The following is a 15191-nucleotide window of genomic DNA, read 5'->3' on the forward strand; positions in this document are numbered from 1 at the left end:
TACGACTTCTCCAGATATATTTTGCCAAAAGATAATAACGATCACGCCCGCAGCTGCTTCTCCATCGCCTTGCCCGGTCTCAACCGAGCGGATAGCGTTCCAGATAGGGTGCGCAGCGGGTGCGGAAGCACGCTGCGAAGTCCTCAAGATATTCGAGTGCCCTTGGCGAGACGTCCGTGTTGTCGAGATACGCGAACCCCATGACGAAACGCGCCGCGTCCTCGATATGCGCCGTGGCAAGGTCCTCATCGGGATCGCGCAGATAGACGCTCAGCGAATCGCTGAACGTGACGGCTTTGCCCCGCTGAATTGCCTGCGCTATGCGGCCCAGCGACGACGAGTGCATGCGGATGTCCTCGAGTGGCTGGTCGCGAAACATATCGCGGATGATCTTGTTGAGCAGCGGGTCGTTGTAGTAGACGACGGGTAGCTTCGCCACGCGCCTGAGGCTGAAGGCTCCCTTGTCGGGGTGGATGAACTGTGATGATCCGATCAGCATAATCTCCGTCACGAACATCGGACGAAACGCCACGTGCGGAATGGCCGTCAGCTCGGGAACGTCGTTTTCGGGAAGGCACAGCGCGAAGAGCTCTTGTGTCGTTCCGGCTTTGAGCTCGCTGATGATCTCCGCATACGAATGCTCGATGACCTGCACGTCGTCAAGCTCCGCCTGTCTAAGTTCGTCTTGGAGAAGCGAGAGGAGCGAATCGGACACGAACGCCGTGGCGTGCAAGGTGGCTTCATCGCCCCTGGTCTGCTTGCGACGCGGGGATGCCATGCGTCCGAAGGGATCCATCGCCGCACGCAGCAGCTCGATGTCGTGGATGCATTGCCGTGCATGGGGAATGAGCGCGAGACCGGCGTTCGTGAGCTCGAGCCGCGATCCCGTGCGGCGAAACAGCCGGCAGCCAAGATCGCGCTCAAGCGCCTTGATGGATTTGCTCAGACCTTGCTGGGAGACGTAGAGCTTCTTTGCCGCATGGGTAAACGAGCCGCTCTCGGCAATCTCGAGAAAGTATGCCAAGGACTCCGACCGCATGGGACTCCCTTGCTGAAGCTCGCCAATGATGACGCGACAGCACGCGCATACGATGATACCGCTTCCGCATGGGCTATGCCAGCAACGGGGCGTTACAACCTGTGGTTGTGGGCTCGTAACTTCTTTCTGTTTGCGTTCTCCTATCTTGCCCGCGGATAATGAGCGCAAGGCAAACGTCTGCCGCCATGCGGCGTCGAAGGGAGTGGTACCATGCCCATCAAGAAGACCCGAACCGTTTGCACCACCTGTCACGCCAGATGCGGAGTGATCGTCTACTCCGATGGCGATGAGATCGTCAAGATTGAGGGCGATTCTGACAATCCCAAGTCCTTTGGTGTTATCTGCGGTGCCGGCATGTCCGAGCGCGAGATCCACAACAACACCGAAGGCCGCCTGCTCTATCCGATGAAGCGCGTCGGACCGCGCGGAAGCGGGGAGTGGGAGCGCATCACCTGGGACGAGGCGCTCGATACCATTGCGAGCGAGTCCCGCCGCATCATCGAGGAGTACGGGCCGGAAGCCATCGTGACTGGCCAGGGCACTGGCCGCACCACGAACCACTGGCACTGCCGTCTCAACTCCACTTTGGGCCTGGAAGGCTGGAGTCTCGTGCCCACGCACGTGTGCCTCATGCCGCACATCCTGCCCAACGCCATCTCGCTCGGCATTTTCTCTCCGGCTGATGGTGACTTGGCGAATTCCGGCACCATGGTGCTATGGGGCCAGAACCCCGCCATGGAGCGCGGCATCATGAAGCGCATCCTGGACAACCAGAAGTCCGGTGCCAACCTCATCGTCATCGACTCGCGCTTCCAGGACATGTCCAAGCATGCCGACCTGGCCATTCAGCCGCGTCCCGGCACGGACGGAGCACTTGCGCTCGGCATCATGCGCGAGATCATCGCGAACGGCTGGCACGACGAGCAGTGGATCGCCGATTGGACCTTCGGCTTCGACGAGCTCAAGCAGCGCGTCGAGGAGTGGACACCCGAGAAGGTGGCCGATGTCTGCTGGATCGAGCCCGAGCAGGTCGTGACCGCCGCCCGCATGATGGGCCAGGATGGTCCCGTAGGCATGATGGTCGGTCTCGGGCCGGGCTGCATGCATACGAACGCCATCCAGAACGGTCGCGCCATCGCATGCCTCCAGGGCCTTCTGGGCCACATCGACGTGCCCGGCGGCGTGAACGTGCCCGTGGCCTTCTCGGTTATGCTGGATGACAAGATCACGCTGTGGGATTCGACGAAGGACCCGGGCCGCCCGGACCTTTTCACCTTCGGCGGAGAAAAGCATCCGCTGTACAAGTCCTTCGGTCGCTCCAACGATCCCAACTCCGTCTTCAAGGCCATGATCACCGGCGAGCCGCGCCCCGTGAAGATGTTCGTCGCCGTCGCCGATGACCCGCTGCTGTGCTATGAGGACGCCAACCTGACCTATCAGGCCATGACCAGTCCCAATCTCGACCTCGTCGTGGTGAAGGACTTCTACCTTTCGCCCACGGCCCAGCTGGCTGACATCGTGCTACCCACGGCCGATTGGTCGGAACGCTGCACGTACGATGAAGAACTGGACGGCCCCTTCATCCTCGCTTTTGACCAGGCCGTGCCCGCGCCCGGTGAGTGCAAGGATGACTGGTGGTTCTGGTTGCAATGGGGCAAGCGCATGAATCCCGAGCAATGGCCCTGGAAGGACGAGAAGGAAATGGTCCTCTGGCGCCTCAAGGAGTTCTACGACTTCGACCTCACCTGGGAGGAATTCCAGGGGGTGCCGGTGCGCGTCGTCGGTAACGCCGACCTCACCGCCGAGCCGGTGTACAAGAAGTACGAGAAGGGTATGCTGCGCCCCGACGGTCAGCCGGGATTCCCGACTGTCACGGGCAAGATCGAGTTTTCCTCGCCGACCATGCAGCTGTTCGGATACGACCCGCTGCCAGATTACACCGAGCCGGCCGAGAGCCCCTATTCCACGCCCGAGCTGGCCGAGGAATACCCGCTCATCGGCTCGACGGGGCATCGCGTCTACAGCTTCTTCCATTCCGCGTGGACAAACGTGCCCGCCCAGCGCTACTTCTACCCCGAGCCGTTCGTCGTCATCCATCCGGACGATGCCGCCACCTACAAGGTGACCGATGGCGAGTGGGTGACCATCTCCTCGCCGCGCGGCTCGATCATCTCCAAGGCGCTCGTGTCGCGCGAGGCCAAAAAGGGTGTCGTGTTCATTCCGCGTCCCGCCTGGCGTGACGAATGCGAGGCGCTGGGGCTGCCCGGCTACGGTTGGGACAAGGCCAACGGTAACGTGCTCGTTCCGTCTGAGCCTGCCGAGCCTGGCTACGGTGCTACGGCCATGCGTTCTTTCCTCTGCAAGATCGAGCCCGGAAGGGGTGAGCTGTAATGAGTCGTGTTGATGGTGGCGGAATCGCCATGCTTTTGGACCTGGACGATTGCATCGGCTGCTACGGCTGCGAGGCGGCGTGCAGGGAGACCCATCGCTATCCCTATCATGAGGACTGGCTGAAGGTCATTCGTCGCGAGCCGTTCCTGGTGGGCGGGGAGCTGCGACAGTATCACGAGGTCGCGCCTGTGCTGGACAAGTGCAAGGTGTGTTATGAAGCCGATCCGAATCCGCTGTGCGTGACGGGATGTGCCGCGCAGTGCCTCAAGATTGGTCCGTTCGTCGAGATTGTGAAGGAGGCAGCGGGGCGCCATTGTGCCATCTACACTGCCTAGGGGGAACTTCGCGTATGCCCGCTGGGGCAGATGAGGAGGCGGGACCATCGGGTTTGCCATAGGCCCGGTGATCCCGCCTTCGCACGCGTGTCTATCGTGTGACGCGAATAAAAGCCTGCATGCGGCACGCGAAAGCTCTAAGATGGAAGCAGACGGGTTATACTCGTTATGTCGCTCATCGTTCGAAGGAACATGCCATGTCGAAAATCGTCGTGTCAGATTTCGATCTCGGGGATACTGCGCTCGAGAGGCAAATGGTCGAGGCTGCTGGCATCGAGTTCGCCGCATTTGGAAACGAGGATGACCGTGCTCCCGAGGCGCTCATCGAGCACCTGCAGGATGCCGATGGCGCCATCACTTCATATGGTGACTATACCGCCGCGGTGTTCCAGGCGCTGCCCAAGCTCAAGGTCGTGAGCAAGACGGGCACGGGTGTCGACAACATCGACGTGGCTGCGGCCACCAAGAACGGTACTGCGGTTTGCAATGTTCCCGGCTACGGTACGGAGGTCGTCTCCGATCACGCCATTGCGCTCGCGATGTGCGTGTTGCGTCGCATTAACGAGATGGATGTCGATATGCGACAGGGCGTGTGGGACTTTCACAAACGCCGCCCGCTCGGGCAGGTGCAGGGGCGCAGCTTCGGCATTGTCGGTTACGGGCATATCGGACGGGCGACGGCGCGCAAGGCCCGCGGACTTGGCTTTGATGTCATGGTCTGGGACCGCAAGGGCGTGCCGGGGCGTTTCACGCCGGAGGACTTCCCGTACGTGAGTCTGGATGACCTTTTTGCACGGGCCGATATCGTGAGCTTTCACACGGCGCTTACGCCCGAGACGCATCATCTGCTCGATGCGAAGCGCATCGCCACCATGAAGCCCGACGCCATCGTGATAAACACCTCGCGCGGCGCGGTGGTGGATACCGACGCGCTGGCCGACGCACTTGTTGCCGGCAATCTCTGGGGGGCGGGTATCGACGTGTTCGAGGAGGAGCCCGTCTCGCCCGATGCGCCCATCTGCAAGGCACCGCACACGGTGCTCACGCCGCATGCCGCCTATTGGTCGGAGGAATCGGCCGTCCAGCTACGCACACGCTGCACGCAAAACGCCATCGACGTGGTGCTCGGCAAGAAGCCCGAAAGCTGCGTGAATGCCGAGGTGCTCGCGGGCTAACGGAGTGGTTTGTCGCGTCACAGTAGCGGCTTGAGGTACTTTCCCGTCACGCTGTCCGCACATGTGACGACATGTTCGGGCGTGCCGGCGCAGACGATTTCGCCACCCGCCTCACCGCCGCCTGGTCCCATGTCGATCACGCAATCGGAGTTCGCGATGAGGTCGAGGTCATGCTCGATGACGATGACCGTCGCGCCCTTCTCGACGAGTCTCTGCAAGACGCGTAGCAGCACCTCGACGTCTGCCGGATGCAATCCGATGGTGGGCTCGTCGAAGACGAAGAGCGCGTCTGCCTGCTTCTTGTGCATCTCGCCGGCGAGCTTGAGGCGCTGCGCCTCGCCACCCGAGAGCGCGGGCGTGGCCTCGCCCAGCGTGAGGTATCCCAGCCCCAGGTCGGAGAGCGTCTGGAGCTTGGTCTTGGCTTTGGCGATGCTGCCCGTCGCCATGCACAGCAGCTCGTCTACCGTGAGCGCGAGCACATCGGGAAGCGCGAGCTCCTTGGTATCCGACGACGTTTTCTCATCCGTGCCATCGATGCATGCGTCGACGTTTTCCAGTGGCAGGCGTACCGCGTATGCTTCCTCGCCATAGCGCGAGCCATGGCAATCGGGGCAGGGGATGTCCACGTCGGGGAGGAACTGCACGTCAAGCGATATCTGTCCCGTGCCATCGCAGGTGGGGCAACGCAAGCTGCCCGTGTTGTACGAGAAGGCGCCGGCTTTGAGCTTGCGCTCCTTGGCCGCAGGCGCGGATGCGAAGGCGCGGCGCAGGTCGTCCATGATGCCGGAGTAGGTCGCCACCGTCGAGCGAACGTTTGCGCCGATGGGCGTTGCGTCGATAAGATGCACGCGCTTGATGTCGCCTGCATCGACCTCGTGCACGTGAGCGGGTAACTTGTTGCCGTCAAGCATGGCCCGCAAAGCCGGAATCAGGCTCTCGAGGATGAGCGTAGTCTTGCCCGATCCCGAGACGCCGGTGATGGCCGTCATGCGCCCAACGGGAATGCGCACGCTGAGTGACTTCACGGTATGCAGCGGGCCGGTCTCCAGCTCGATGGCCCCGTTATCGAACATGTCCTCGTCATTTGCACGCTTGCGCACATGTACGCTTTTCGCGCCTGAAAGATACGGGCCGATGCGTGATGCGGGATCATTCTCGACGTGCTTGACCGTGCCCTGGGCGATGACGCGGCCGCCATCAGAGCCGGAGCCGGGGCCGATCTCCACGAGGTAATCGGCATTTCTGAGCACGCGCAGGTCATGGTCGACGACCACGACCGAGTTGCCATCACCCATGAGGTCGTCGATGACGCCGAGCAAGCCCTCGACATTCGATGGGTGCAGGCCGATGGAGGGCTCATCGAGCACGTAGAGCACGCCGGTGGTACGCGTGCGCACGGCACGCGCGAGCTGGACGCGCTGCAGCTCGCCGTTGGAGAGCGTGGAGCCGGCGCGGTCGAGACTCAGGTAGCCAAGCCCCAGTTGCCGCAGGCGCTGCATGGGCTCGCGCAGCTCGGAGATGATGGACGTGGCCATGGGACGCATCTCCTCGGGCAGCTTGCCTGGCAGGGCCGGCACCCAATCCGCGAGCTCGTCGAGCGTCTGCGCGGTCGCCTGCGCCAGGTTCATGCCGTCCAGAAGGCTCGAGCGTGCCTTGGCTGACAGACGCGTGCCGTGGCAATCGGGGCAGGTGCCCTGCTTGAGGAAGCGCGACACGCGGGCAAGCCCCTTCTCGTCCTTCACCTTGGCAAGCGCGTTTTTCACGGTGTTGACGGCACTGTAGTACGTGAAGTCGAGCTCGGTGGCGTGGTCCTTGTTCTTGGGCACGTAGAGGATGTGGCGCTTTTCCATGGGGCCATGCAGCACGATGTCCTTCTCGTGATCGGTGAGGTCACGGTATGGCACGTCGATGCGCACGCCCATCTCCTTGGCGACTTGCGGCATGAGCGACCACATGAGCTGACGCCACGGTGCGACCGCCCCCTCCTCGAGCGTGAGCGAGTCATCCGAGATGAGCGTGGACTCGTCGATTTCGCGCACGACGCCCGTGCCGCCGCAGGTGGGGCAGGCGCCCGCGCTGTTGAAGGCGAGGTCCTCGGCGCTGGGACCGTAGAACTTCACATGGCAGACGGGACACTCGATGGGCTTCTCGGCGGCGACGTTGAGGCTGGGCGGCACGTGATGGCCGTTCGGGCACTCATGGCTACCCAGGCGTGAGAACATGAGACGTAGGTAGTTCAGCAGCTCGGTGGAGGTGCCGAAGGTGGAATGCACGCCAGGCACGGCCGGGCGCTGGCGCAGCGCGATGGCAGCCGGTACGTGCAGCACCTCGTCAACTTGGGCGCGTGTCGTCTGGCCGATGCGGCGGCGTGTGTAGGTGGAGAGCGCTTCCAGGTAGCGGCGGCTTCCCTCCGCATACAGCACGCCCAACGCAAGCGAGCTCTTGCCGGACCCGGAAACGCCGGCGATGCCGACCATCTGATGCAGTGGGATGTCGACGTTGATGTCCTTCAGGTTGTGGACGCGTGCGCCGCGCACCTCGATATCCGCCGGCTCGCGAAAGACGAGCCCGCCAACCTTGCACCTCGCCTCTTCGTTTGTGTTCGTCATAGTGGTCCCTCGGATAAGTCAAATACACGGGGTATTTGTTTTATTTTACCGCCAACGCTACATTTCCTCTTGACCTTCACGCAACGTCAAAGCGCAGGATGCCTCTCGAAGATGCGTTTGGACCGCGATAGAGGAAGGAAATGTCCATGCACATGACCATCGGCCAGATGGCACGGGAAGCCGGGGTGAGCACGCGAACGCTGCGGCATTACGAGGAGCAAGGGCTGCTCGCTCCGCAGCGTACCGATGCGGGTTATCGCGTCTATGGCGATGCGGATGCCCGGCAGCTCGCGTGGGTGCTCGCCTTGCGCGCATGCAATGTGCCGCTTCCCACCATCCGCCGCCTCATCAATGCCCCAGATGAGGACCTCGCCAGCGCCCTCCGCGCGCATCTTCGTTCCCTCGAGGAGCAGGGAACCTCATTGGATGCGGCAATCGCGAGGACGAGAGCCGCGTTGGCAACCGTAGAGAGGATGGAAGACATGTCGACGAAAGACGCCTTCGAGATGATGAAGGAGCAGGGTCTGCGTGATTTCGAGCAAGAGTTTGGCGAGGAAGCGCGTAGCCTGTACGGTGATGAGGCCATCGATGCGAGCAACGTGCGCATGATGGCACTCACCAAGGACGAGTGGGATGCGAAGGAGCTGCTGGAAGAGAGCATCAAGGTGCAGTTGCGCATCGCCATGGCAACCGACGATCCCGCGAGCGACGCGGCCCAGGAGCTCGTGCGCATGCACAAGCGCTGGATCGACCTGCACTGGGGCGAGGGCTATGACCCGGAGCAATACTTCGCGCTCGCAGAGGGCTACCTGGCCGATCCGCGCTTCGTGAAGTACTACGATTCCGCCGCGGGCGAGGGTGCTACCGAGTTTCTGGTGAAGGCGGTACGCGCCTCGAGGAGATAGAGGTGGACGAGGGCCAACGCATTGCTCGCCTGGTCGGCTTCCGTCGTGGGATGAGACAGCGCCTCTGGGCATTTGTCTCATTCGCCCCTCAAAAATGCGGGGTCGTACCCGCAGAATCCCTGTGGTGTGACGGCTATCAGCATGCTTCGGGCGCACCCTAGAATCTTCTCATCATCCGATTCGAGGGAGGTTCCCATGGGTTATTCGATTGACGATAAGGTCAAGGTGCTGAAGAAGTCTCCGGCTGCTTGCGCGGTCATCACCGAGTATTCGCCCGGATTCGAGACGGATCCGCAGATGAAGCTCGTCGGCGGTCTGACCTTCCGCAAGCTCGCCTCGTTCCCGCAGGCCGGTCTGACCGAGGAGCAGGTTGCCGAGATTGACGAGAAGCTGAAGGCTATCGAGGAATAGAGCAGGCAAGAACAAGCCGGTGCGAGGGGGCTGCCACGAGGCGGTCCCCTTCGTTTTGGCTAGCTGCCCATGGCATCGTAAATCTGCTGGGCCTTGAGCAGGATCTCGATGCGCAGGCGCTCGTCGGGATTCTTGAGGTCGCATCCCAGCTCGCGCTCGATGCGCCCGATGCGGTCGAGCAGCGTGCTGCGGTGGATGAACAGGGCCTTTGCGGTCTTGGCTATGCTCATGCTATTTGCCAGGTAGCAGCGAAGCGTCTCGATGTAGCTCACGTTCGCCTCGCGGTCGTGCTCGACGAGGCGCTTCATGCCATCGGTGAAGTACATCTCGAGCGGGAGGTCGCCGATGGCGTTGAGCACGAGCTTCATGAACGCGTAGTCCTGGAAGACGTAGCAGCGCGAGTCCTGCGTCTTGAACTCCGACCCCACGAGCGCGGCAAATGCCTGGTCGTAGTACAGGCGTACCTTGAGCAGGTCCGTGAACGCGTCGCTGATGCCGACGGTTACGCCCACTGCCTCGACGAACTCCTCCAGGTCGGCCTTCAGGCGCTCGAGATAGCCCCCATCCTCATCGCACAGGTCATCGACGCAGATGAGGCCGACGATGGACGCGCCGTGCGCAAAGGCAATGCTGTGGGGAAAGACGCTTTCCATCTCGGAGCAGATGTAGCCGTACGGAAGCGAGGCGAGATCCTTCGACAGAACCATCTTCACGCAGACGTAGCGGCGCTTCCCGCCAAGCTTTTCGAGCCGCGAGCGTTGGGCCTGGTCAATCGTCACGCAATCCACGAGGTCGGCTATGACGTTGCGGAAGGCTCCGAAGTCTCCGCTTTCCGACGGAGGCAGCTGGCGCATCGCGAGGCTTATCGCGTCAGCGATGTAGGAGATCATGACGCCATCGCTTGGCAGGCGCCGGCGCCCCGCGTAGTCAAAGGTCACGCTTCCGGCGTATTCCTCGCCGACGAAGATGTTCTGGCACAGGTAGCTGCCATCGAGAATGGTCATGGAGATCGGGTCGTGCCTCTGCATTGCAAGGTCTTCGCTTGCCAAGAAGGTGCTGAGGTTCGCGAGGTCGAGGTAGGTGCCCGCCTGGTTTTCGGTCGCCGCCAGGACCCCGAAGTACTCGTCGAGGACGAGGATGTCGGTTCCGAGCACGGGCGCCGCGACATCTACGATTCGCTGGATGCCGGCCGTGGTGTTGATGATGTTTGCTATCTCGGCATCGAGCGTCTCGTAGCGATTGTAGATGTCTTGCACGAGGTTGAACACGTTGAAGATGTCCGTGTCGTCGGTGACGTGGATGATGCAGCATCGGTTCTTGTAGAACGAGAGCTGCATGGTGTCGCCCACGACGACCAGCACCGCACCGGGGCGCACCGACGAGCGCATCGGTAGCTTGTCGGCGCGGATGATGTAGAGCGTGTCCTTCTCGAAGATCTGGCCGTTGCCGGTGTAGAAGCGTGGGCGACTGAGATGCAGCCCGCTCTCCTTGCGACCGAGCATCTCGACGGAGATGTGATCATTCAGGTTGTCGAAAACGATATCGGCGTTGAGCTTCATGCTGCCGTCCCTAGAAAGGCGCCCCGTACCATACGTATCTTGCCCCGCGTGGATGCGCGATTCAACCCTAAAAGCCGTTCATAAAATAGGTGATAACACCTACAGATTGTAGGTGCTCTATGTGATGCTCCGTGCCATTGAAACGCCTTGCCTGATGGGTGCCAAACCTCCGCTTTGTAGAATACAGCGCGGCCACTTTGCTCCGTAGTATCTGTTCCAAGCGCGGTTTTCCATCCCGAGAGAAGGAGGATACTATGGCATTGCACGACAAGCTCGACTCCCACAAGGCAGTCGAGACGGTATGGGGCAAGCTCATCCCCGAGAAGGACGCGTATCGGTACGCCGTCCGCGAAATCGCGGCATTCTGCTCGAACATCTTCCAGGTCATGCGCATTCTCGAACCAGACTTCGATACGTGCACCGAGGCGATCTGCGAGATGTCCTACAACCTGAACATGGGCGTGTCCGGCGAGGAGTACCTCAACACGTTCTACGACGACTGGAACATCCCCGAGTTTTGCGAGAAGAGCGCCTGGCTCGGGGCCATCTTCGGTGACTACGGCGACGAGGCCGAGAACATGGCCGGTCGCGTCATCCAGTTCACGAAGGACAGGGTCGAGAAGGAGCTCGATACCTGCCCGTGGGATATCGTCGGTGCCGAGCTGTGCAACATGACGACGGCGATGTTCACCGCGAACTTCGACCTCGCCAACGGGGGCGAGAACGACGTGTCGCTCAACATGTGCGAGGCCCGCGGCTGCGGTGACCGCCATTGCCGCGTCGTCGCCGAGCGTCGCTCCGCCTTCGGACTGCCCAAGCAGGGATTCCTCGATCACATGGGCACGCCGGTCATGCCGGTTCATGACACGCCCGAGGAGCGCACGGTCAAGGATGGCCAGATCCTGCGCAATGGACAGTACTCCAACGCCTTTGGCGAGGAACACAGCCTGGAATACGACTACCGATGGTTGTGCGAGTTTGGCTGGGCGTGGTGCGTCGCCTTCCCGCTCGCCGTCATCCGCGACCTTCCCGATGACGAGGAGGAGTTCCTCCGCATCTTCCGCATCGTCTTCTCGACGGCGGGCAAGAACCTGTTCATGGAGCCGTTCACCAAGCGCGCCGTGCGCGACTGGCTCGGTGTCCCGGATTCCATCGGCGAGAACGACCCGCGCATCATGGGCGCCTACATCAAGACGCTCATGGATTGCCAGCTCGTGCCCAGCGAGTTCGATGCCTTCACCAAGGACGAGGTCCGCATCAAGGTCAAGACCGACGACTTCAACGGGCGTTTCGAGATGGCGCCGATGGACGAGCTCGCAATCGGTTACGAGGCCTTGTGGCACAACGCCGTAAAGACGCTGGTGAGCGCCGAGTGGTCGTGCTGGTTCGAGGGCATGGACGACGAGGACATGACCATCGTCGTCGCCCGCAAGATCGACAAGCACATGATTTAGGAGGTTGCGGAGATGCTATTCAAGGAAGACGAGGCTGCGCGCGCCGAGGCACGCGCCGTACGCGAGAACGCCGCATGGTATCGCTGGACCCACGACCTCGTGGAGGTGAAGGGTCCGGATGCGGATCGGTTCGTCCAGCACCTGTTCGTGAGCGATATGACAAAGGCGCCGGTCGGGCGCTCCAAGTACACGACCATGCTCAATGAGGACGGCAAGATCATCGACGACACCATCGTCATGCACGTAGACGATGACGTCTACTGGATCTCGACGTTGTATGCGCCCCAGTTCCTCGAGTGGGCCAGTGCGCATGACGAGGGCTTCGACGTGACGTGCACGGACATTACCAAGAGCGTGGACATGTACGCCGTGCAGGGGCCCAACTCACTTGCCATGATCAACGCTCTGGCCAGCGAGCCGGTTGACGACCTCAAGCGCTTCGCGATCATGGACGACATCATCGCGGGCGTGGACGTGAAGATCCATCGCGCGGGTTTCACGGGCGAGCTCGGCTACGAGATTTACGTGCCGATGGAGCAATCGCCGGCCATCGAGGCGGCACTTGCCGAGACCGGCGAGAAGATGGGCGTTCCCGAGCTCCAGATTCTCGAGGTGTACGTGCGCAGCATTCCGGTCGAGAAGGGTTTTGCCCTGCGACAGGACATGTATGGCCTCACGCCCTATGAATGCGACCTGGGTTGGTCGGTTGCCATGGATACGGACTTCGTCGGCAAGGATGCGCTGCAAGTCGCGGTCGAGGCGGGCAACGACTATAGGCTCGTGGGCCTCGAGTTTCTCAATGACTCCTATGAGGACATCGCCCAACGCGAGATCGTGTATCGCAAAGGCGTGCCCTGCGGGTTCGTGCGTGCGGCAATCTACGGCTACACCGTGGACAAGAACATCGGCTTTGCGGTCATCGAGGCTGCCAAGGCGATTAACGGCGAGGAAGTCACAGTTGGCGAGAACGAGTCACCCGCCATCATCTGCGACAAGGTATTCGTGTAGGGGGAGGACGCAATGAAACTCGAGGGTAAATCCATAGTCGTCACCGGCGCGGTCGCCGGCATCGGCAATGCCATCACCGAGCTGTTCGCCAACGAGGGCGCGAACATCATCGCCGTCGACAAGCAGGAGAAGCGATTGCTCGACTATTGCGCATCCGTGGACGCGCCGGGCAAGGTCGTGCCGTTTCCGGGAGACGTGTCATTCCAGGAGACGACGGATGGCATGATCGATGCGGCGGTACGCGAGTTCGGGTGCTTCGACGTCCTCGTGAACAACGCCGGTGTCATGGACGACAATACCGCCATCGGCGATATGAGCGATGCGATGATGGACGAGTGCTTCGCGGTGAACGCGATGGGGCCCATGCGTGCTATGCGCAAGGCCGTGCAGACCTTCATCGAGCTCAACCCGGATGCCGAGGAAGACGAAGACACCATCGGCAGCATCATCAACCTGACTTCGGTGGGCGCCGTGCATCAAACGGCCGGTGCGGCATACTGCGCATCGAAGGGCGCGCTGCTCTCGGCAACGAAGAACACCGCCTTCATGTACATCCACAAGGGCATCCGCTGCAACGCAATCGCGCCGGGCGGCATCGTCACCGAGATTCCCATCACCATGCCACCGTCGGATCCCTTCGGTTTTGGCCGCACAAGCGAGCTGCTTGTCCATTCGTCGCTGCTCGGCATGCCCGAGGACATCGCGAACGCCGCGCTCTTTCTCGCCCAGGACGAATCGCACTTCGTGAACGGAGCCGTCATCACCGTTGATGGAGCCTGGACGACGTTCTAAAAACCGCGCGCCGCTGCAATCTGGGAGAGCAGCGGCGCATCCAGCCAATCGGTGCCCTGGTCCCTCGCTCGGCCGGGGTGCCGGTCTTTCATCAATGAGACAACATCTCTGCGCAACCGCCTCATTCCAGGTGGCCAATTTCCTCGGCACTCGCGGCTCCTCGATTGCAATCCCCTGGCGGCAAGCATTACTATTGGCCAGAGATTTCCAGAGAGGGATTCATGGCAAACGATGTCGTCATTCTTGGGTTCGGCCCTGCCGCCGCCAGCGCCGTGGAGGCGTTGCGCTCGCAAGGATGCGACGCGAACGTGGACATCGTCACCGCAGGTCCCGCTTTTTGCGAAAGCCCGGTCCTGACTTCGTATAACGCAGCCGGAATCGTAGCCCGCGAGCAGGGAAGCATCTTCACTTCGGTGCTCGACGATGCCAATACGCACATCTTCCCGAACGAGGAGATCACGTCCTTAGATACGGAAGGCCAGACCGTCAAAGCCGCAAGCGGTCGCGAGTGGCTCTATTCCGTTTGCCTGATAGCCACAGGTGCATCGCCCGTGCTTTCGGGCGAAAGCCCGCTTTTCGAATGCGATCCGCTTACGCTCAGGACCTTCGAAGACGCCGAACGCCTGAGCACGGTGCTTGCCGCACGTCCCCATGTCAGCATCCTCATCTCCGGGACCTCCATGGTCGCCCTCAAGGCGGCGGAGGCGTGCATCCGCAGGGGCGGGCAGCCGACCGTTCTGGGTCGCAGCCCTCATATCCTCAAAGGGTCGGCGCATCCCCGTGCGGCTTCCAGGATGGAGGCCCTGCTCGAAGACCAGGGAATAGAGCTCCTGCTCGGCGAGACTGCCGAAAAAGCCCACGTTCTCGAAGATGGCTCCACAAGCGTTTCCTTTTCCCACCAGGAAGAACCGAAAATTTTCGATGCGGTTCTCGTAGCCCATGGCATGAGCCCCAACATCGACTTCATCGAAAATGCCAACATACATGCCGATAGGGGAATCGTCGTCGATGCCTTCATGCGCACGAGCGTCCCTCATGTCTATGCGGCGGGAGATGTGGCAAAAGCGCCCTGCTTGTTTGGAGGAAGCAAGGTGGCCGGGCTCTGGCTCGCGGCACGTCAGCAGGGTAAGGTAGCGGGGGCGAACATGGCAAGGGAGCTTCGCGACGAGGGAAGGGCATACGCATCCGATGCCTCCGCTTTTGCCGGCAGCATGGAATATCACGGATTTCTTCCCGCGAACATCATCAAGGTCGGAGACGCGCTGTTCGCCGCTGCGGGAATGATTCCGTCGGCCGAAGATCCATTCGCGATCGAGGAGATCGAGACCGAGAACGAGTATCTGATGAAGTCCTATCTCATCCTGCAGGACGGCCGGGCCTTGCTATGCGGTTTCAATCTCGTGGCAAAAGCCGACATGGCCGGACTCTTTGGCAAGCTGACGGATTCGATCGGGCGTATGCAGGCGGAAATAGCCCGCAATGCGCTTCAAGGCGCATTCACCAATGTTTGACG

12 protein-coding genes are annotated in these 15191 nt (G+C 61.5%); 9 read left to right on the forward strand and 3 right to left on the reverse strand.

Translation table 11 applies throughout. The features are described from left to right. Nucleotides 1-79: 79 nt before the first annotated feature. Nucleotides 80-1039 carry a hypothetical protein gene (locus tag DBY20_06325; protein ID PWL78474.1) on the reverse strand — a complete coding sequence of 320 codons (960 nt, stop codon included), beginning with the start codon at nt 1037-1039 and terminating at the stop codon, nt 80-82. A gap of 210 nt (nt 1040-1249) precedes the next feature. On the opposite strand from DBY20_06325, the gene DBY20_06330 reads away from it, so the two are divergent. From DBY20_06330 to DBY20_06340, 3 genes are all read left to right on the forward strand, one after another. Then, a complete protein-coding gene (locus tag DBY20_06330; GenBank protein PWL78475.1) occupies nt 1250-3430 on the forward strand; it encodes a dehydrogenase in 2181 nt (726 codons plus the stop codon). After that, on the forward strand, nt 3430-3765 hold the full coding sequence (locus DBY20_06335; GenBank protein ID PWL78476.1) for a hypothetical protein: 336 nt from the start codon (nt 3430-3432) through the stop codon (nt 3763-3765). The genes DBY20_06330 and DBY20_06335 overlap by 1 nt, the downstream gene beginning before the upstream one ends. A gap of 119 nt (nt 3766-3884) precedes the next feature. Beyond that, on the forward strand, nt 3885-4940 hold the full coding sequence (locus DBY20_06340; protein ID PWL78477.1) for a C-terminal binding protein: 1056 nt from the start codon (nt 3885-3887) through the stop codon (nt 4938-4940). 17 nt (nt 4941-4957) lie between these two features. Here the strand turns inward: DBY20_06340 and DBY20_06345 are convergent, their stop codons facing one another. Continuing rightward, on the reverse strand, nt 4958-7483 hold the full coding sequence (locus DBY20_06345; protein PWL78592.1) for an excinuclease ABC subunit A: 2526 nt from the start codon (nt 7481-7483) through the stop codon (nt 4958-4960). 206 nt (nt 7484-7689) lie between these two features. Here DBY20_06345 and DBY20_06350 point away from each other — a divergent pair, with 206 nt between their 5' ends. Continuing rightward, complete coding sequence (locus tag DBY20_06350; protein PWL78478.1) at nt 7690-8454, forward strand: MerR family transcriptional regulator; 765 nt, start codon at nt 7690-7692, stop codon at nt 8452-8454. A 195-nt stretch (nt 8455-8649) separates the two neighbouring features. Continuing rightward, nucleotides 8650-8865, forward strand: a complete 216-nt coding sequence (locus tag DBY20_06355) for a hypothetical protein (protein PWL78479.1) — start codon at nt 8650-8652, stop codon at nt 8863-8865. A gap of 59 nt (nt 8866-8924) precedes the next feature. Here the strand turns inward: DBY20_06355 and DBY20_06360 are convergent, their stop codons facing one another. Continuing rightward, nucleotides 8925-10424: a hypothetical protein gene (locus DBY20_06360; protein PWL78480.1), complete on the reverse strand. Its 1500-nt coding sequence runs from the start codon at nt 10422-10424 to the stop codon at nt 8925-8927. 254 nt (nt 10425-10678) lie between these two features. Here DBY20_06360 and DBY20_06365 point away from each other — a divergent pair, with 254 nt between their 5' ends. The 4 genes from DBY20_06365 to DBY20_06380 all read left to right on the forward strand — a co-directional run bounded on the left by DBY20_06365 (nt 10679) and on the right by DBY20_06380 (nt 15189). Further along, on the forward strand, nt 10679-11878 hold the full coding sequence (locus DBY20_06365) for a hypothetical protein (GenBank protein ID PWL78481.1): 1200 nt from the start codon (nt 10679-10681) through the stop codon (nt 11876-11878). A 12-nt stretch (nt 11879-11890) separates the two neighbouring features. After that, on the forward strand, nt 11891-12886 hold the full coding sequence (locus tag DBY20_06370) for a hypothetical protein (GenBank protein ID PWL78482.1): 996 nt from the start codon (nt 11891-11893) through the stop codon (nt 12884-12886). Nucleotides 12887-12898: 12 nt separating this feature from the next. Continuing rightward, on the forward strand, nt 12899-13678 hold the full coding sequence (locus DBY20_06375) for a short-chain dehydrogenase (GenBank protein PWL78483.1): 780 nt from the start codon (nt 12899-12901) through the stop codon (nt 13676-13678). A gap of 221 nt (nt 13679-13899) precedes the next feature. Continuing rightward, nucleotides 13900-15189, forward strand: a complete 1290-nt coding sequence (locus DBY20_06380) for a hypothetical protein (GenBank protein ID PWL78484.1) — start codon at nt 13900-13902, stop codon at nt 15187-15189. Nucleotides 15190-15191: the final 2 nt, after the last annotated feature.

The organism is Coriobacteriia bacterium (genome assembly GCA_003149935.1).
In the GTDB taxonomy this organism is placed as follows: Bacteria; Actinomycetota; Coriobacteriia; order Coriobacteriales; family QAMH01; genus QAMH01.